This window comes from Streptomyces sp. NPDC043738 (assembly GCF_056436545.1).
On record NZ_JBWKCJ010000018.1, the window covers coordinates 79,150 to 97,529 of the forward strand.

The window sequence follows — 18,380 nt, forward strand, 5'->3', positions numbered from 1 at the left end:
GCGGATCCGGCGAGCCGCGCCCAGACCATCCACCACCGCAAGGCGACCCGAAGAAGAGAGGGGCAGCGCATGACCGGCGTCAACGACGACGTACCGGGCGGCCGTGAACTGCTGCGCGTGGAGGGGGTGACGAAGTCGTTCCCCGGCGTCCGCGCACTGGACGGGGTGGACCTGAGCCTGCGCAGCGGCGAGGTGCACGTCCTGCTCGGCGAGAACGGCGCGGGCAAGAGCACCCTGATCAAGATGCTCTCCGGCGCCCACCGCCCCGACGCCGGCCGCATCCTCGTCGACGACGGGCCGCACGGCCCGCGCGAGGTGCACATCCGCTCCGCGCGGGACGCCGAGCGCCTCGGCATCGCCACGATCTACCAGGAGTTCAACCTCGTCCCCGGGCTGACCGTCGCCGAGAACCTCTTCCTGGGCCGCCAGCCGCGCACCGCGCTCGGCCTGATCGACCGCAGGGCCCTGCGCGCCCGCGCCGCCGAGCTGCTCGCCCGCGTGGGCCTGGACGTCTCCCCGGACACCCCGGTGGCCGAACTGGGCATCGCCCGGCGCCAGATGGTCGAGATCGCCAAGGCCCTCAGCCTCGACGCCGGTGTCCTGATCATGGACGAGCCGACCGCGGTGCTCACCTCCGAGGAGGTCGTCACCCTCTTCGCGATCGTCCGCGAACTGCGCGACGCCGGTGTCGGCATCCTCTTCATCACCCACCACCTGGAGGAGATCGGCGCGCTCGGCGACCGGGTCACCGTCCTGCGCGACGGCCGCTCGGTCGCCCAGGTGCCCGCCGCCACCGACCAGGACGAGCTGATCCGCCTGATGGTGGGCCGGGACATCGCCGAGCAGTACCCGCGGGTGCGCCCCGACGAGCCGGGCGCGCCCCTGCTGCGGGTCCGCGGTCTGACCCGTCACGGGACGACGGCCGGTCCGGTCTTCGAGGGAATCGACTTCGAGGTGCGGGCCGGAGAGGTGGTGGGTCTGGCCGGACTGGTCGGCGCGGGCCGCACCGAGGTCGTCCGGGCCGTCTTCGGCGTGGACCGCTACGACGCCGGCACGGTCGAGGTCGACGGCGAGCCGCTGGCCGGCGGCGATGTGCGCGCCGCGATGCGCGCCGGCCTCGGCCTCGTACCGGAGGACCGCAAGGGCCAGGGCCTGGTCCTGGACGCGTCCCTCCAGGACAACCTCACCCTCGCCCGGCTCGACCGCGACACCCGCGGCGGGCTGGTGGACCGCGGCGCCCAGCGGCGCGAAGCGGCCGCCGTCGCCGAGCAGTTGAAGGTGCGGATGAGCGATCTGGCGCAGAGCGCCCGTACGCTCTCCGGCGGAAACCAGCAGAAGATCGTCATCGGCAAGTGGCTGCTGGCGGACACCAGGCTGCTGATCCTCGACGAACCCACGCGCGGCATCGACGTCGGCGCCAAGGTCGAGATCTACCAGCTCGTCAACGAACTGACGGCGGCCGGCCGGGCGGTGCTGATGATCTCCAGCGATCTGCCCGAGGTGCTCGGCATGAGCGACCGGGTGCTGGTGATGTCCCAGGGCCGGCTGGTCGGCGAACTGCCGGCCGCGGAGGCCACCCAGGACGCCGTGATGGAGCTCGCGCTGCAGTCCCCGCACGGCACCCCCGACGGCCACCACACCAACCAGAGCGCGATGGAGGGCTCCGATGTCCGCTGAGGTGAAGACGGCAGCCGCCGCCCAGGCGGTGGGACGGGCACCGGCCCGGGGCGGCCCCGGGCCGTGGTTCTCCCGGGCGGTCCTCAAAAACGGCCCGCTCGGCGGCCTGATCGCCCTGGTCGTCGTGATGGCCGCGCTGTCCGGGGACTTCCTCAACGGGCAGAACCTCCTCAACGTCGGCGTCCAGGCGTCGGTCACCGCGATCCTCGCCTTCGGCGTCACCTTCGTGATCGTCTCGGCCGGTATCGACCTGTCGGTCGGGTCGGTCGCGGCGCTCTCCGCCACCGTCGTCGCCTGGGCGGCCACCGCCGGGGGCCTGCCGGTGTGGGCTTCGGTGCTGCTCGGCCTCGCGGTCGGCGCGGCGGCCGGACTGGTCTCCGGCGCGCTGGTCGCCTACGGCCGGCTGCCCGCCTTCATCGCCACGCTGGCGATGCTCTCGGTCGGCCGCGGTCTGGCGCTGGTCATCTCCGGCGGCTCGCCGATCGCCTTCCCCGGCCCGGTCGGCAGGCTCGGCGACACCCTCGGCGGCTGGCTGCCGGTACCCGTCCTCGTCATGATCGTGATGGGGCTGGTCGCCGCCCTGGTCCTGGCCCGTACGTACACCGGACGCGCGATGTTCGCGATCGGCGGCAACGAGGAGGCGGCCCGGCTCTGCGGCATCGACGTCAAGCGCCGCAAGCTCGTCATCTACGCGCTGTCCGGGCTGTTCGCGGCGGTGGCCGGCATCGTGCTCGCGGCCCGGCTCACCTCCGCCCAGCCGCAGGCCGCCGTCGGATACGAACTGGACGCGATCGCCGCCGTGGTGATCGGCGGGGCCAGCCTCTCCGGCGGCTCCGGGAAGGCGTCCGGCACCCTCATCGGCGCGCTGATCCTCGCCGTACTGCGCAACGGCCTCAATCTGCTGAGCGTCTCGGCGTTCTGGCAGCAGGTGGCCACCGGGCTGGTCATCGCCCTGGCGGTGCTGCTGGACACGCTGCGGCGCCGGAGCGCGCGATGACCGCCCGGAGCCGGAGTGCGGCGGGGACGGAACGGACGCGACGGACCGTGCGCCTCAGGAGGGCCGCCGGGCGCGGGGCGGTCGCCCGGGCCAGGGCGCCGCTGGCGGCCGGGCTTGCCGCGACCGTGGCCCTCGGGCTGGCCGGCTGCGACCGCGGTGGCGACACCGACCTGGGCCTCGCGCTGTCGACGATGAACAATCCGTTCTTCGTCGGCATCAAGGAAGGCGCCCAGGCCGAGGCGGACGCCCGGGGGCTGCACATCAACATCACCGACGCGCAGAACGACCCCACCCAGCAGATCAACCAGATGGAGACGTTCACCAGCCAGAACGTCAAGGCAGCGATCATCAACCCGGTCGACTCCGACGCCGCCGTCCCGGCCGTCGGCGTCGCCAACCGGGCGAAGGTACCGGTCATCTCCATCGACCGCGGCGTCAACGGCGGCACGGTCGGCTCGACCATCGCCTCCGACAACGTCGCGGGCGGCCGGCTCGCCGCGAAGACGCTGGCCGAATCGCTCGGCGGCAAGGGGAAGGTGGCCTTCCTGGAGGGCCAGGCCGGCACCTCCGCCGCCCGCGAGCGCGGCCGGGGCTTCGAAGAGGGCATCAGGAAGTACCCCGGCATCCAGGTCGTCGCCCGCCAGCCCGCGGACTTCGACCGCACCAAGGGCATGGACGTGATGTCCAACATGCTGCAGGCGCACCGCGACATCGCCGGGGTGTTCGCCGCCAACGACGAGATGGCGCTCGGCGCGTCCAAGGCCTTGGGCGGGCGGTCCGGCGGGGACGTGAAGGTGGTGGCGTTCGACGGCACCCCGGACGGCGTCGAGGCGGTCCGCGGCGGCACCCTGACCGCCACTGTCGCCCAACAGCCGAAACTCCTCGGCAGGCAGGCCGTGGACTGGGCGCTGAAGGCCGCCCGCGGTGAGAGGCTGCCGGAGTCGGTCAAGGTGCCGGTGGTGCTGGTGACGGCGGAGAACGCCGCGAAGTTCGACGGCGGATGAGACGGCGGATGAGACGGCGGACGGGCCGGCGAGCGGGACGGCGGGCGAGACAACGGATGACAACAATCGGCAGAGCGGCGCACGGCTATCGAAGCGCGCCGCTGAGACATGGGAGAACGGCGCATGTATGACGTCCTGGTGGTCGGCTCGGCCAACGCGGATCTGACGGTACGGGTCGAGCGGCGGCCCGGCGCGGGAGAGACCGTGCTCGGCACGGACCTGGTCGAATCGGCCGGCGGCAAGGGCGCCAACCAGGCGGCCGCCGCGGCCCGGATCGGCGGCCGCACCGCACTGCTGGCGCGGGTCGGCGGCGACGCGTACGGCGAACTGCTGCTGCACGCCCAGCGCGGGGCCGGCACCGACGTCACACCGGTCATCGTGGACGAGGCGGCCCGCACCGGCACCGCGATGATCATCGTCGACCCGGACGGCGACAACAGCATCGTGGTCTCGCCCGGCGCCAACGCCGCCCTCACCCCGCAGGACGTGGCCGCGGCGAAGGAGGTCATCGCCGCCTCCTCGGTGGTCTCCCTCCAGCTGGAGATCCCCATGGAGTCGGTACGGGCCGCCGCCGAGGCCGCCGCGCAGGCCGGCACCCGGGTCGTGCTCAACCCCTCCCCGGCCCCCGAGGCGGCCCTCGCGACCGAACTCCTCGCGGTGGCCGACCCGTTGGTGGTCAACGAGCACGAGGCCCGCCAGCTCTCCGGCCGCGCCGACGGCACCCCCGCCGAGTGGGCGCAGGCGCTGCTCGACCAGGGCGCCCGCTCGGTCGTGGTCACCCTCGGCGGGGACGGCGCGCTGGTCCTGGACGCCGCCGGAGCCAGCGAGGTCGCCGGCGTCCGGGTCAAGGCCGTGGACACCACCGGCGCCGGCGACGCCTTCACCGGCGCCCTCGCCACCCGCCTGGCACGCGGCGACTCGCTCCCGGAGGCCGCCCGCTTCGCCGTACGCGTCGGCGCCGCGGCCGTCACCAAGCCGGGCGCCCAGCCGTCCTATCCGACCCGGGCCGAGCTGGAGCTGCTGGCGCCGGAGGCTCCGCAGGGCTGAGGCCCCTCGGCCGGTCCGGCGCCGCCCGGGTGCCGGAGCGCCGGCGTCGTACGGGTCTGGGCCGCCGGTGCCGTACCGCTGCGGGACGCCGTACGGGTGCCGGGTCGCCTGCGCCGTACGGACGCGGGGTCGCCTGCGCCGTACGGTTGCCCGGCTGTCGGCGCCGCACGGCTGGGGGACCGTCAGCCGGCCGGTGGTGTCACCACCCCTCCACCGGGCCGTACAGCGCATGGTCCGCGCCGGTCGCCAGTGCCCAGTAGCGGTCGCCGTAGGACCAGTGCCACCACTCGGTGGGGTAGTTGACCAGACCGGCCGCCCGCAGGGCGGAGGCCAGTATGCGGCGGTGGGTGCGGACCGCCGGCGTCAGATCCGGGGCGCTCGTGTAGCACGCGCCGTCGCTCTCCTCCGGCGAGGCGTTCATGGGTGTGCCCATGTCGACGCCTTGGCCGTCCGCCGTGACCAGGGTGAGGTCCACCGCGCCGCCCGCGCTGTGCGGCGCGATGTCGGGCGGCGACACATAGCGGCTGGCGGCCCGGTGGAGGCGCTCGGCATCCCAGCCGGGCCGGGCGGCGCGCAGCTCCTCCACGTACTCCTCGAAGTAGCGGCGCTGCAGCTCCGGCGGGCGGTAGCCCTCGACGAACTGCAGCCGCAGCCCGTCCGGCAGCGACTCCTGCGCCGCCAGCAGCCGCCGCAGCACCCCCTGCCGCAGCTGGGCGAACGCGCCCCGCTCGTCGAGCCGGTCCGCGCCGGCCAGCAGCGCGGGCGCCGCGGTGCGGACGTCCATCAGCGGCTCACCGCACTCCTCGACCCCGATCGCCGCCACCTCCGGGTCCGCCATCAGCGTGATCCGGTCGCGGACATCGGTCAGCACCAGCTCGAAGCCCTCGCCCGGCGCCAGGTCCGTCCCGGCGCCGGCCGCCGCCACCTGCTCGCCCGTGGGCAGCCAGGCGCCGCTGCGGCCGCAGGCCGGGCGGTCGGGGCGGTCGACGCCGGTGGCGGTGCCGGTGCCGTTGGCGAGGAGGATGTGCAGCCCGTGCTTCCGCGCCATCGCCGCGTACCGCGCCATCCGCTGCGGGTCGTCGTGGAAGGAACTGGCGAGGTACACCCGGCAGCCGTCCGCCGCGGCCCGCTCGGGCACCTCGGGGAAGTCGTTGTCGTAGCAGGTGGCGAGCGCGAAGCGGATCCCGCCCAGGGTGAAGCGGCCCTCGGCCGTGCCCGGCGCGAAGAGGTCGTTCTCGGCCCCGGACAGATGCCGCTTGTCGTAGCGGGTGAGCAGCGCGCCGTCCGGCCCGTAGACGAAGGTGCTCAGGAACGGGCGGCGGCCGTCCCCCGCCGCACGCCCCGGGGCATTGACGACCGCGGCGGTGCCGGTCGCCCGGCAGGCCTCCCTGACGGGTGCCAGCCGGGGATCGTCGGGGGCGACCGTCATCTTCTCCGGGTCGGCCGCTATCGCCTCCAGGTCGTAGCGTGACAGCGCGAGTTCGGCGAAGACCACCAGATCCGCGTTGCGTCCCGCGGCCTCGGTGACGAGCGCGGCCATCCGCGCGGCGTTGGCGTCGATGTCGCGTGGTACGGGGGTGAACTGTGCGGCAGCAAGGATCATGGCTCCATGATGCCGCCGCAGTTCACGGCGCGTGACGGCCTGTGGATAACCTCTCCGGGCCGCCGCCGCGCTACCCGCCGGAGGCCTCCTTCGAAGCCGCCACCGCCACGACCGCCCGTACCTGCCCGATGATCGCGACCCGGTTGTGCACGAAGACCGGGTCGGTGACCTGACCGCCGGCCGGATCGGTGTTGCCGGGACCGAACTGGAGCACCGGAGTGTGCAGATGGCCGCCCGGGAGCGCCGGCCGCCGCACCGCGTCCCGCAGGAGCGTCGCCCGGTAGGCGATCTCGTTGGACAGATAGTCCCCGCCGCCACCGGCGCGGGCCGTGGACCCCGGCGTCGGGCCGCTCGGCCGCTCGACCGGCTCGGTGCCGCCCGCCGGGATCTCGGTGACGGCCGTGTGGTCGACCACCGGATACGGCCCGGTGTCGGCCGCGGTGATCCGCGCGTAGGGCAGGCTGGTGGTCGTCCACTGCGGCTGCGGCGTCACGGTCGGCACCCCCGCCGGAATCGGCACGGTCTGCGTACGGGACTCCCGCACATTGTCCGGATAGCCGCCCCGCCAGGCCCCGTTGGTCCGCTCGACGTCGAACCTCCCCGGGCGTCCCTGGCTGATCGTCGTGAACAGATCCACCTGCCGCGGCCCGCGCCGGAAGTGCGGCAGCAGGGTGCGCTCCACCGTGCCGGCCGCGAAGTCGGCCCACCGTACGGGGAAGACGGCAGCCTCGATCCGGGCCGTCCGACCCGACGCGGTGCGCACCGTCGTCCCGTCCAGTGCGAGTGCCGCCGCCCCCGACGGATTGCTCCGCCGTGGATCGCCGTCCAGCTGGAACGGGTCGAACCCGGTCACCACGATCCGCAGCACCTGCTTCCCGGCGGGCAGTTCGATGCCGTCCTGCCCGCGCGTGCCGCGCTCCAGCGAATCGAGCAGCGCGGCACGCCGGGCAGGGGACAGTGCGAAGTCCGGCCGCCACTGCCGCAGTTCCTTCGTCATGCCCAGCCGCGCCCAGTACAACGGCCGGTCGTCGTCCCGGCTCAGATCGCCGCCCTCGGGCCCGCGCCCCTGCGCCCGGTCCACCGCCCGCCGCCACAGCGCCCGTCCCGCGTCCGCGACATAGCGCCTGGCCTGCGGGTAGCCCTCCAGGCGGGTCAGCCCGCGCCCGAACTCCCGCGCCTGGTCGTCGAATGCGCTGCGCCGCAGGATCTCCTGCGGCGCGGCCTGCGTCAGCCGGGCCTCCTCCACCGTGACCTGCTCGACCGCGGTCCGTGCCGCGGTGGTCCCGCTCGCGCCGGCCGCTTGGGCCGGAGCCGTCAGGGACAGCGGGACGGTGGCGAGCAGTGCGATGCCGAGTGCGACCGGCCTGGTGCGTATGCGTCTCATGGGGCGAGTAAAACGGGGCGCGCGGTGCGGCGGTAGAGGGCGCGGGATGGCTTGATACGGCCCGCCGTTAGGGTTTCTGGTCCGGTCCGCCCATGCGTCCGGCACGTCAGAGCAATCCAGGGGGAGTCTCCGTGGCCACACCGCCACCGCCGCACGGCCCTTACCCGTATGCGCAGCCGTATGGCCAACAGTCCACGGGACCCTACGCCCAGCAGCCCACGGGGCCCTACGTCCAGCAGTCGCACCCCGTGCCCTACGCCACCGCCCCCGGTTGCGAGTTCTGCGGTGCCCAGCCCGCCGTCCGGGCCACCGTGCGCGGGCATCAGGGCATCCTCTTCCTGATGCGGTTCCTCAGCCGGAGCGCGGTGTTCTGCCGTTCCTGCGGGCTGGCCACCTACCGCGAGATGTCCGCGAAGACCCTGTGGCAGGGCTGGTGGAGCCCGCTGTCGGTGGTCATCACCCCGATCACCCTGCTGGTGAACCTCGGTCCACGGGCCCGCTTCCGCAAACTGGCCGCCCCGGCAGGCGGCTTCGGGCCCTCCCTCGATCCGGGCAGGTCGCTGCTGCGCCGCCCCGAGGCGCTGCTGTTCCTGGTGCCGATGGCGCTCGTGGCGCTGGCGATCCCCACCCTGTTCGTGCTCGGCGCGTTCGTCGAGGGGGCAGGGATCGGAAGGACCCCGACCCTCGCCGTCGGCGACTGCGTCCGCAACGAAGGCGACTGGCACGACCAGGACCTCGAAGTCGTGGCATGCGGATCGGCCGATGCCCAGTACCTGGTGACCCGCAGGCTCGACGCACCCAAGGACACCTGCGCGGACGGCGAGCTGCTCGCGGACCTCGAATACAGCCCGGACAAGATGACCGTCTCCTGCCTCGCGCCGGTCCGTTAGGGGGCTCTCCTTCCGATCTGGTTCAGGGTTCAGCCCGGTTCGGCCTGGCCGGGCCTCTCGGCCGGCCCGTCGTTCCCGCTCCCGTCCCCGCCCCCGCTCCCGAGCAGCGCCAGGAAGTCCCGGAACGACGCGGGCATGTCCACGTCGTCCGGGTCCAGCAGCCACTGCAGCTGCAGCCCGTCCATCACCGCGACCAGCAGCGGCGCCGCCCGCTGCGGGGTCAGGCCACCGGGCAGCCTCTCGCCGTACTCGGCCCGCAGCACCTCGGCCATCGCCGCGCGTACGCAGCGGAATCGGGACTCGAAGAAGTCGCGGGCGGGGTGGTCCTCGGTGACGCTGTCGGCGGACAGCACGGTGTAGGTCTGCACGATGCCGGGTCGGGTGGCGTTGTAGTCGACCAGCTGGGCGAGGGTGCCGGTGCGCCGGGCCCCGGACACCGCGGCCGCCGAGGCCAGGTCCCAGCGGTCGCGCGCCTCCAGCACGCCGACCAGCAGCAGCTCCTTCGTGGGGAAGTGGTGCAGCAGGCCCTGCTGGGTCAGCCCGGCGCGCTCGGCGACGGCGGCGAGCGAGGTACGGCGGTAGCCGCGCTCGGCGATCAGCGCCATGGCGGCCTGCAGGATCGCCTCCCGGCGCTCCGCGCGCTGCGCCTCCCGCCCGCCGCCGGCCCGCCGCGGGGCCGGCCGGCCGGCGCGGGGCGCCTGCTGCTCTCGTGCACTCACCGGCCGAGCGTAACCCCGGAGTGGAGGTCCCGTACGGATGGATAACGGAAAGGTAACGACGCTTACCGTTCGGCAGGTGGGAGGGAAAGAATCCGGACAGGGAGGCCGTAGATCCACTCAGGGAGCACCGGAGAGCCGCATGACCGACGACCAGCCCCTCGACCCCGCCCGCGACGACGACCGGCGTCCGATCCGCGACCGGGCTCCGGACAGCGACCGGACCCAGGACAACGACCGGGCTCGGGACGGCGACCAGCCCTCGGACGGCGACCGGGCCCCGGACGACGATGGCGCCGGCGCTCATGCCGCGGCCGTCGAGCGGGCGCTCGCCGGACTCGACCTCGACACCAAGACCCGGCTGCTGTCCGGCCAGGACATGTGGACGCTGCCGGCCGTGCCCGGGATCGGGCTGCGCTCGCTGGTGATGTCGGACGGCCCGATCGGGGTGCGGGGCTCGCAGTGGAGCGCCGAGGACCCCTCCATCGCGCTGCCCGGCCCCACGGCGCTGGCCGCCACCTGGGACCCCGGGCTGGCCCGCCGGGCCGGTCACCTCCTCGCCCAGGAAGCCCGCCGCAAGGGTGTGCACGTCCTGCTGGCCCCGACCGTCAATCTGCACCGCTCACCGCTGGGCGGCCGCCACTTCGAGTGCTATTCGGAGGACCCGCTGCTCACCGGCGCGATCGGCGCCGGATATGTCCGCGGTGTGCAGGAGGGCGGCGTCGGTACGACGGTCAAGCACTTCGTCGGCAACGACGCCGAGACCGAACGGCTCACCGTCGACAACCGCATCGCTCCCCGGCCGCTGCGCGAGCTGTATCTGGCGCCCTTCGAGCACATCGTCAAAGAAGCCCGCCCCTGGGGCATCATGACCGCCTACAACCAGGTCAACGGCGCGACGATGACCGAGCACCGCTCGCTCGTCCACCATGTGCTGCGCGGCGAATGGGGCTTCGACGGCGTCAACGTCTCCGACTGGACGGCGGCCCGCGACACCGTGCGCGCACTGCGCGGCGGGCTGGACGTGGCGATGCCGGGCCCCCGTACCGTCTTCGGCGTCCCGCTCGCCGAGGCCGTGCGCGCAGGGCAGGTCGCGGAGTCGGACGTCGACGACGCGGTGCGCAGGGTGCTGCTGCTCGCCGCGCGCACGGGGTGTCTCGACGGGGTGCCGGCCGCCGTCGACCCGACCGGTGTCCCGCGGGGGATCGACGGCCGGGCGGTGGCCCGCGAGGTCGCCCGGCGCGGCTTCGTCCTGCTGCGCAACGAACCCGTCGCCGGCGCGCGGCGGGCGCTGCCGATCGACCCCGCGGCGGTCCGGAGCATCGCCGTCATCGGCGCCGGCGCGCGCGAGGCGCGGGTGCTCGGCGGCGGCTCGGCGACGGTCTTTCCCGAGACCGTCGTCTCCCCGCTGGAGGGACTGCGCGCCGCGCTGCCCGACCACGTCGAGGTCGCCTTCGCGGCCGGCGCGGAGCCGCGCACCCGCCTCCCGCACGCCCGCGACGGTTTCACCCTGCGCGCCCGCTACCTCGCCGCGGACGGCCGACTGCTGGCCGAGACCGCGCAGTTCGACGGCCGGGTGCGCGCCACGGGCAGCTTCCCGGCGGGTGTCACCCGGCAGAACCTCGACGCCGTCGAACTGACCGGGAGCTTCACCCCGCGGCTCACCGGCGGCCACACCTTCGCCGTCGCCGGCAGCGGCGAGCTGCGGCTGACCGTCGGCGGCTCGGTCCTCTTCGACGACCGCTGCGCGCCGGAGGGCAACGACCCCTTCGAGACCCTCATGCACCCCGTCGAGCAGCGGGTGACGACGGAGCTGACGGCGGGGGAGCGGGTCGAGGTCACCCTGCGCTTCGTCCCGCTGCGGCTCGGCCTGGGCGAGGGCGTCGACGCGCTGTACTTCTCCCTCGGCCACAGCGAGCCGCAGGGTGACCCCGGCGCCGAGATCGAGGAGGCGGTCCGCGTCGCGGCGGCCGCCGATGTCGCGGTCGTGGTCGTCGCCACCACCGAGGAGGTCGAGTCCGAGGGCTTCGACCGCGGCGACCTGCGGCTGCCCGGTCGTCAGGGCGAGCTGGTCACCCGGGTCGCCGCCGTCAACCCGCACACCGTCGTGGTCGTCAATGCCGGCTCGCCGGTGGAGCTGCCGTGGCGCGCGGAGGTGCCCGCGGTGCTGCTGAGTTGGTTCCCCGGCCAGGAGGCCGGTGCCGCGCTGGCGGACGTCCTGCTCGGCGCGCACGAGCCGGGCGGGCGGCTGCCCACCACCTGGCCGGCCCGGCTCGACGACGCCCCGGTCACCACCGTCACCCCGACCGAAGGCCGACTCGACTACTCCGAGGGCGTCTTCATCGGCTACCGCGCCTGGCAGCGGTCCGCGGTGGCTCCCGCTTACCCCTTCGGCCACGGTCTGGGCTACACCGACTGGGAGTACGAGTCGCTGGACACCACGCCGGACTCGGTGCGGGTCCGGGTCCGCAACGCGGGCGACCGGCCCGGCCGCGAGGTCGTCCAGATCTATCTGGCGCCGCCCGCGGACACCGCCCCGGATGCACCGGAGCGCCCGGCCCGCTGGCTGGCGGGTTTCGCCGTCGTCGAGGCCGCTCCCGGCGAGAGCGCCGAGGCCGAGATCCCGCTGCCGGACCGCGCCTTCGCGGTCTGGGAGGAGAAGGACCGCGGCTGGCGCAGGGTCGAGGGCGTCTACACCGTCGAGGCGGCGCACAGTGTCGCCGACCGCAGGCTGACCGCGGAGGTCACCGTGGGCTGACGCGGGCGTGTCCGGGGGGGCTTCCCGCCAGGGGCGCCCCCGGAACCCGGTCATGAGACCGCCGCCTTCATCGCCCCGGTCATGACATCCTCACCGATACGTTCCCGCCGCTCGTCCGCGCCGTCACCTTGTGCCCGGACTTCGGGTCCGTCGGCACGGAGACCTTGCTGGTGCCGCCGCTGGTCGAGGCGTCCACCGCGTAGGTGCCCTTCGGGAGACGGATGGTCACATCGCCTCCGCTGGTCCGCCCCGAGACCTCGTCGGGCGCCGAGTCCAGCGCGACGTCCACATCGCCGCCGCTGGTCTTCACCTTCGTCGAACGGGAGGTGGAGTCCGTGACGGTGATGTCGCCGCCGCTGGTCTCCGCGGTGATCCGGCCGGCCGCCCCCCGGATGGTGATGTCGCCGCCGCTGGTGTGCAGATCTATCGAGGCGTCACGCGGCAGCAGCACCCGGTAGTCCACCTCGCACTTGCGCCCCATGCCGCAGTCCCCGGCCTTCAGCGTCAGCCGGCCGTCCTTGACTCCGTGCTCGGGCGTCGGCTTGTGGTCGTTGTAGCGGTACTTCTCGCGCACCTTGACCGACTCTCCGGCGGCGACCGGCACCACCTCGATGTCCCCGCCGTGCGTGGTCGCCGACAGCGCGGTGACCTTGCCGTCCACCGAGTACGTGCGCTCCGCCTCCTTCGTCGGGCCGAAACCCGACAGCGAGCAGCCGGTCACCAGCGCGGTCAACGCCGCACAGGACAGGACGAGATGAGGGGCGCGGAGGCGGGCCATGGTGACGAGTTCTCCCGGGTCAGGCGACGGTCGGAGCGATCGGAACCGATCACAGCCCATCTTCGGCCTTCGCCGCCCCGCGGTCGTCGCCGTACGGTATGACCTTGCCGTCACCGCACGGTATGACACTCCCCTAGGGGACCCCCGCCCTCAGGCGGCCCCCGCGCCGGCCCGGCGTGGCCGGACCGAGAATCCGTACACGGTCTCCGAGCGGTAGCCCGTGCCGGGGCGCAGGACCGTGCTGGGGAAATCCGCGCGGTTGGGGGAGTCCGGGAAGTGCTGGGTCTCCAGGGCGAGACCGGCCGCCGGGCCGTAGGGGACCCCTGAGGTGCCGATCAGGGTGCCGTCGAGGTGGCCGGCGGTGTAGAGCTGCAGGCCGGGCTCGGTGGTGGCCACCTCCAGTGCGCGGCCGGAGCGCGGATCGTACAGCTCGGCGACCCCGCGCGGCTGCTCGCTCACCCCGCCGTCGAGCGCGAAGTTGTGGTCGTAGGCGCCGTCCACCGTCCGTGCCGCCCGGAAGTCGAAGCGGGTGCCGGCGACCTCGGCGGGCGCGCCCGGCAGCGGAATGCCGGTGCCGTCGACGGGCGTGTACCGCGACGCCGCCAGCCGCAGCTCGTGCCCGGTGGCGCTGCCGCTGCCGTCGCCGCCCAGGTTGAGATAGGTGTGGTTGGTGAGGCTGACGACCGTCGGAGCGTCGGTCTCCGCCCGGTAGGCGATCCGCAGCGCCGCGCCGTCCGGTCCCGCGGAGAGGGTGTACGTCACGCGCACGTCCAGGGTGCCGGGGAACCCCTCCTCACCGTCCGGGCTCACCCGGTGCAGCTCCACGCCGCCCTCGACCTCCCGGGCGTCCCACACCACCCGGGAGAAGTTCCCCGGCCCGCCGTGCAGGCTGTTGCGCCCGTCGTTCGCCGTCAGCGGGTACGTCCTGCCGTCGAGCGCGAACCGCGCCCCGGCGATGCGGTTGGCGTACCGCCCGACCAGCGCGCCGAAGTACGACCCACCGTGCGCGAGGTACGAATCGAGATCGGCGAAGCCGAGCGCCAGCTGCGCCGTCGTCCCGTCCCGGTCCGGGGCCTCGACGCTCTGGACGATCCCGCCGTACGTCAGCACGCCCACCCGCAGTGCGCCCGCCCCGGAGCCGGTCTGAAGGGTCCAGCGGTCGACGCGGGTGCCGTCGCCCAGCGTGCCGAAGAGTTCCCTGCCGACCTGCGTGTTCATGGCCGCGAGCCTATGCCCGGCGGCCGTCCGGCGCCCTCTGGGGACCGCACGTGGCTACCGCGACGTGTCCGGGGCGTGCCCGCCCGGGCTACGACTGCCTGCGGGTGATCGCCCGGAACGCCAGCTCCGCGAGTTCCCGCTGGCCGCGGGCGCCCGGATGGAACCAGTCCCAGGTGCTCAACTGCCGGTCGGTGAAGCGGTAGTCGAAGACCGAGCCGTCGAACCGGCACAGCGGATCCTTGCCGCACACCTCCGCCAGCGCCGAGTTGTACGCGACCACCCGCGCCCGGACCTTCGCCCGCCGGTCCTGCGCCGACTTCGTCAGATCGTCCGGGTCGCGCAGCATCGACCCGCAGATCCCCAGCTTCCACACTTCCTTGCCGAGCGGGTTCTTACGGCCCTCGGACCACAGCCGCAGCAGATCCGGCACCGCCGCGACGTACACCTGGGTGCGCGGCAGGGCGCGCCGCAGGGACGCCAGGGACCGCGTGAAGTCGGCCCGGAAGGCCGCCTCCGGGGTCATCGCGCCCACGCTGCGACGGCAGGCGTCGTTCGCGCCGATCAGGACCGTGACCAGTTCGGGCTTGCGTGGAACGGCCGCGGCGACCTGGTCGGGCAGGTCGCTCATCAGCGCGCCGGTCTTCGCGAAGTTCCAGCTGTGGGTGGCGGGGCGGGCGACCAGCCGCCGGGCCAGGCTGTCGACCTTGGGGTCGGTGCCGGTGGCCCAGGAGACCTCGGGGCAGTCGGAGAGCACCGTGCAGGCGTCGAAGCCGACGGTGATCGAGTCGCCGAGCGCCGCCAGCGAGGCGGGGTCGGTCCGCCAGGTGGGCGCCTTCTTGGCCCGCTGGTTGCCCGATGCGCCGGAGTGCGAGGTGGAGCCGCCGCCGGCACTACAGGCGGCCAGGGTGATCAACAGGGTGGCAGCGGCGGCTACGGTGCGTGAGATTCTCAGGCCCGGGCGGCTGCGCCGGGGGCGAAAGGGCCGATCGATCTGCGTCATCCCCTGTCCCCTCCGGCGTGCGAGTGATATCTCTTCGGGTACCGACGGTACGTCACCCTTTCGCCTGGCACTGCGCGGTAGCTTTGCCCCGTGCCTGCCGGGCGGTGACCCAAAGTGGCAAGTGCAGTCGGCACAGACAAATTACATCACGTCATTTCCTGTCCCTTTTGCGGCAAATTCAGTCCAATGGTGTTTACTGTAGGTCACCTCGCATGCTGGTGCCGAAGTGATCACTGGGGCAGAATGGCAACTGTCCCGGCCGCAACCGGAACGGGCACGAGGCCGCTGGGGAAGGCGAACCTCGAACCGCACTGGAGGTCCCGGTGACGACACGTGGAGTTCTGTACGTCCACTCCGCTCCGCGCGCGCTGTGCCCGCACGTCGAATGGGCAGTGGCGGGCGTCCTCGGTGTGCGCGTCAACCTCGACTGGATCCGCCAGCCGGCGTCCCCGGGCACGTGGAGAGCCGAGTTCTCCTGGCAGGGCGAGGTCGGTACGGCCTCCAAACTGGCCTCCGCGCTGCGCGGCTGGCATCTGTTGCGCTTCGAGGTGACCGCGGAACCCTGCTCCACCGCCGAGGGGGAGCGCTACAGCTCCACTCCCGACCTGGGCATCTTCCACGCCGTCACGGGCATCCACGGCGACATCCTGATCCCCGAGGACCGGCTGCGCGCCGCGGTCGCCCGCTCCGCGCGCGGTGAGACCGAACTGGCCGCCGAGGTGGCCAAACTCCTCGGCAAACCCTGGGACGACGAGCTGGAGCCGTTCCGGTACGCCGGCGAGGGCGCCCCGGTGCGCTGGCTGCACCAGGTCGTATGAGGTAGTGCGGCGCCGGTGCGCCGGCTGCCCCAGGGCCGTATGAGGAACGCGGCGCCCGTCCGCCGCCTCCACCACGTCGTCTGACGCCCGCTCGGCACCGCCCCGACACGCCGCGGCCGCGGGCACCGGCGCGGCCGCACGACCCCCTTGCCTTGGAGTTCGCTCCAGCGTCTAGCGTGCCGCCATGACCGACAGCAACTCTCCCGACACCCCCTCAGTGGCCGTGCTCGGCACCGCAATCATGGGCGCGGCGATGGCCCGCAACCTCGCCAGGGCCGGACTGGACGTCCGCGCCTGGAACCGCACCCGCGCCAAGGCCGAGCCGCTGGCCGCCGACGGGGTCCGGATCGCGGACACCGCCGCCGACGCGGTGGACGGCGCCGAGGTGGTCGTGACCATGCTGCGCGACGGGGACGCCGTCCTCGACGCGCTGCGGCAGGCGGCACCGGCGCTCGGGGCCGGTGCGGTGTGGCTTCAGACGAGCACGGTGGGCGTCCAAGGGGTCGCCCCGCTCGCCCGGTTCGCCGACGAGCACCGGCTGCGCTTCGTGGACTGCCCGGTCCTGGGCACCAAGGCGCCGGCGGAGAAAGGCGAGTTGACGATCCTGGCGGCCGGCCCGCAGGACGTACGCGAGCGCGCCGGGCAGGTCTTCGACATCGTCGGGAGCGCCACCCACTGGATCGGCGAGGACGCCGCGAGCGGCGCCGCCAGCCGCCTCAAGCTCGTCGTCAACAGCTGGGTGCTGACCCTCATCAACGGCACGGGGGAGGCCCTCGCCCTCGCCGAGGGGCTCGGGGCCGACCCGCGCGACTTCCTCGCCGTGGTCGCCGGCGGGGCGCTCGATGTGCCGTATCTGCGGCTGAAATCCGAGCTGATCCTGTCCGGGAACTACCCTGCGAGCTTCACGGTGTCCGCGGCCCGCAAGGATGCCCGGCTCATCACCGGGGCGGCCCGGGACGCCGGGGTACGGATGGATCTGGCGGCGGCGGCCGCCGAGCGCTTTCGCCGGGCCGAGGAGCAGGGCCACGGCGACGAGGACGCCGCGGCCGCGTACTTCGCGAGCTTCAAAGGCCGGGACCTGCTCCATGGGCCGGGGCAGGACCGGCCCTGAGGACACGCCAAGGGCCCGCCCGGTGCGGTTCACCGGGCGGGCCCTTGGCGCAGGTGCGAAGTGTCGTCCGCGCGTCAGACCGTGCGGAAGGCGAGCACGACGTTGTGGCCGCCGAAGCCGAACGAGTCGTTCAGGGCCGCGATCCGGCCCTCGGCGGGCAGCTTGCGGGCCTCGCCGCGGACGACGTCCGCGTCGGCCTCCGGGTCGAGCTCCTCGACGTTGATCGTCGGCGGAGCCGTCCGGTGGTACAGCGCCAGGATCGAGGCGACCGTCTCGATACCGCCCGCACCGCCCAGGAGGTGACCGGTCATCGACTTCGTGGCGGAGACCGCCATGTGGTCGGTGTCGTCGCCGAAGACCTTGCGCAGCGCCTTCAGTTCGGCCAGGTCGCCCTGCGGCGTGGAGGTGGCATGCGCGTTGACGTGCATGATCTCCGCCGGGTCGAGGTCGGTGTTGTCGAGGAGGTTCTGCAGCGCGTGCGCGATGCCGTTGCCGGACGGCTCGGGCTGCACGATGTCGTGGCTGTCGGCGGAGATGCCCTGGCCGACCGCCTCGGCGTAGACCTTGGCGCCGCGCTTGGCGGCGTGCTCGGCGGACTCCAGGACGATGACGCCGGCGCCCTCACCCATGACGAAGCCGTTGCGCCCGGTGTCGAAGGGACGCGAGGCGCCCTGCGGGTCGTCGTTCGACTTCGACATCGCCATCATGTTGCCGAACGCGGCGATCGGCAGCGGGTGGATGGCCGCCTCCGTACCGCCGGCGACGACGATGTCGGCACGGCCCGTACGGATCATCTCGATGGCGTAGCCGATCGCCTCGGAGCCGGACGCACAGGCGCTGACCGGGGTGTGCACACCCGCGCGGGCGTTCACGTCCAGGCCGACGTTGGCGGACGGGCCGTTGGGCATCAGCATCGGCACCGTGTGCGGGGAGACGCGGCGTACGCCCTTCTCCTTGAGCACGTCGTACTGGCCGAGCAGGGTGGTCACACCGCCGATGCCGGAGGCGATGACGGTGCCGAGCCGGTCGGGGTTGACCGAGCCCGCCTCGCCGGCCGCCGGGTCGGGCTCACCGGCCTTGGCGGTGAAACCGGCGTCGGCCCAGGCCTCGCGGGCGGCGATCAGGGCGAACTGCGCCGAGCGGTCCAGCTTGCGGGCCTGCGCCCGGGGGAGGACCTCCGACGGGTCGACGGCCGCCTGCGCGGCGATGCGGACGGGCATGTCGGCGGCCCAGTCCTGGTCGAGGGTGCTGACACCGGAGCGTCCGGCGAGCAGTGCCTCCCAAGTCGAAGCGCTGTCGCCACCCAGCGGTGTGGTTGCGCCGATACCGGTGACGACCACGGTGCGATTGGTCGCGTTCACGGGAATTCTTACTCCACG

At 73.6% G+C, this 18,380-nt stretch carries 13 protein-coding genes and 1 pseudogene; 7 read left to right on the forward strand and 7 right to left on the reverse strand.

The window, feature by feature from the left end; translation table 11 throughout:
- Window positions 1-69: 69 nt before the first annotated feature.
- The 3 genes and pseudogenes from AC0680_RS23245 (at window position 70) to AC0680_RS23255 (ending at window position 4,725) form a co-directional block, all read left to right on the forward strand.
- Complete coding sequence (locus AC0680_RS23245) at window positions 70-1,677, forward strand: sugar ABC transporter ATP-binding protein (RefSeq protein WP_478631838.1); 1,608 nt, start codon at window positions 70-72, stop codon at window positions 1,675-1,677.
- Window positions 1,667-3,678 (forward strand): annotated as a pseudogene (locus tag AC0680_RS23250) (ABC transporter permease/substrate-binding protein). The gene AC0680_RS23245 and the pseudogene AC0680_RS23250 overlap by 11 nt, the downstream one beginning before the upstream one ends.
- Before the next feature lie 123 nt (window positions 3,679-3,801).
- Entirely contained in the window at window positions 3,802-4,725 is a 924-nt protein-coding gene (locus AC0680_RS23255) for a ribokinase (RefSeq protein ID WP_478631841.1), read from the forward strand.
- Window positions 4,726-4,924: 199 nt separating this feature from the next.
- On the opposite strand, the gene AC0680_RS23260 is transcribed toward AC0680_RS23255, so the two are convergent.
- Both AC0680_RS23260 and AC0680_RS23265 read right to left on the reverse strand, forming a co-directional pair.
- Window positions 4,925-6,328 carry a nitrilase-related carbon-nitrogen hydrolase gene (locus tag AC0680_RS23260; protein WP_478631844.1) on the reverse strand — a complete coding sequence of 468 codons (1,404 nt, stop codon included), beginning with the start codon at window positions 6,326-6,328 and terminating at the stop codon, window positions 4,925-4,927.
- Window positions 6,329-6,398: 70 nt separating this feature from the next.
- Entirely contained in the window at window positions 6,399-7,712 is a 1,314-nt protein-coding gene (locus AC0680_RS23265; protein WP_478631846.1) for a pyroglutamyl peptidase, read from the reverse strand.
- A 131-nt stretch (window positions 7,713-7,843) separates the two neighbouring features.
- On the opposite strand from AC0680_RS23265, the gene AC0680_RS23270 reads away from it, so the two are divergent.
- On the forward strand, window positions 7,844-8,602 hold the full coding sequence (locus AC0680_RS23270) for an LppU/SCO3897 family protein (protein ID WP_478631849.1): 759 nt from the start codon (window positions 7,844-7,846) through the stop codon (window positions 8,600-8,602).
- A 29-nt stretch (window positions 8,603-8,631) separates the two neighbouring features.
- Here the strand turns inward: AC0680_RS23270 and AC0680_RS23275 are convergent, their stop codons facing one another.
- Complete coding sequence (locus AC0680_RS23275) at window positions 8,632-9,321, reverse strand: TetR/AcrR family transcriptional regulator (RefSeq protein WP_478631852.1); 690 nt, start codon at window positions 9,319-9,321, stop codon at window positions 8,632-8,634.
- Between the two features lie 139 nt (window positions 9,322-9,460).
- Between AC0680_RS23275 and AC0680_RS23280 the strand changes: the two genes are divergently transcribed.
- A complete protein-coding gene (locus AC0680_RS23280) occupies window positions 9,461-12,076 on the forward strand; it encodes a beta-glucosidase (protein WP_478631855.1) in 2,616 nt (871 codons plus the stop codon).
- Between the two features lie 79 nt (window positions 12,077-12,155).
- On the opposite strand, the gene AC0680_RS23285 is transcribed toward AC0680_RS23280, so the two are convergent.
- From AC0680_RS23285 to AC0680_RS23295, 3 genes are all read right to left on the reverse strand, one after another.
- Complete coding sequence (locus tag AC0680_RS23285) at window positions 12,156-12,854, reverse strand: DUF4097 family beta strand repeat-containing protein (protein ID WP_478631858.1); 699 nt, start codon at window positions 12,852-12,854, stop codon at window positions 12,156-12,158.
- A gap of 150 nt (window positions 12,855-13,004) precedes the next feature.
- Window positions 13,005-14,072, reverse strand: a complete 1,068-nt coding sequence (locus AC0680_RS23290; protein WP_478631861.1) for an aldose epimerase family protein — start codon at window positions 14,070-14,072, stop codon at window positions 13,005-13,007.
- Between the two features lie 88 nt (window positions 14,073-14,160).
- The gene (locus tag AC0680_RS23295) at window positions 14,161-15,072 is read right to left on the reverse strand and encodes an SGNH/GDSL hydrolase family protein (RefSeq protein WP_478631863.1); all 912 of its coding nucleotides are present in this window, start codon (window positions 15,070-15,072) and stop codon (window positions 14,161-14,163) included.
- A gap of 323 nt (window positions 15,073-15,395) precedes the next feature.
- On the opposite strand from AC0680_RS23295, the gene AC0680_RS23300 reads away from it, so the two are divergent.
- Together AC0680_RS23300 and AC0680_RS23305 are read left to right on the forward strand one after the other, a co-directional pair.
- Window positions 15,396-15,890 (forward strand): DUF3145 domain-containing protein, encoded by a 495-nt coding sequence (locus tag AC0680_RS23300; RefSeq protein WP_384427187.1) that lies wholly within the window; start codon window positions 15,396-15,398, stop codon window positions 15,888-15,890.
- Window positions 15,891-16,074: 184 nt separating this feature from the next.
- Window positions 16,075-17,001 carry an NAD(P)-dependent oxidoreductase gene (locus AC0680_RS23305; protein ID WP_478631866.1) on the forward strand — a complete coding sequence of 309 codons (927 nt, stop codon included), beginning with the start codon at window positions 16,075-16,077 and terminating at the stop codon, window positions 16,999-17,001.
- Between the two features lie 74 nt (window positions 17,002-17,075).
- On the opposite strand, the gene AC0680_RS23310 is transcribed toward AC0680_RS23305, so the two are convergent.
- The gene (locus AC0680_RS23310; protein WP_478631868.1) at window positions 17,076-18,362 is read right to left on the reverse strand and encodes a beta-ketoacyl-[acyl-carrier-protein] synthase family protein; all 1,287 of its coding nucleotides are present in this window, start codon (window positions 18,360-18,362) and stop codon (window positions 17,076-17,078) included.
- Window positions 18,363-18,380: the final 18 nt, after the last annotated feature.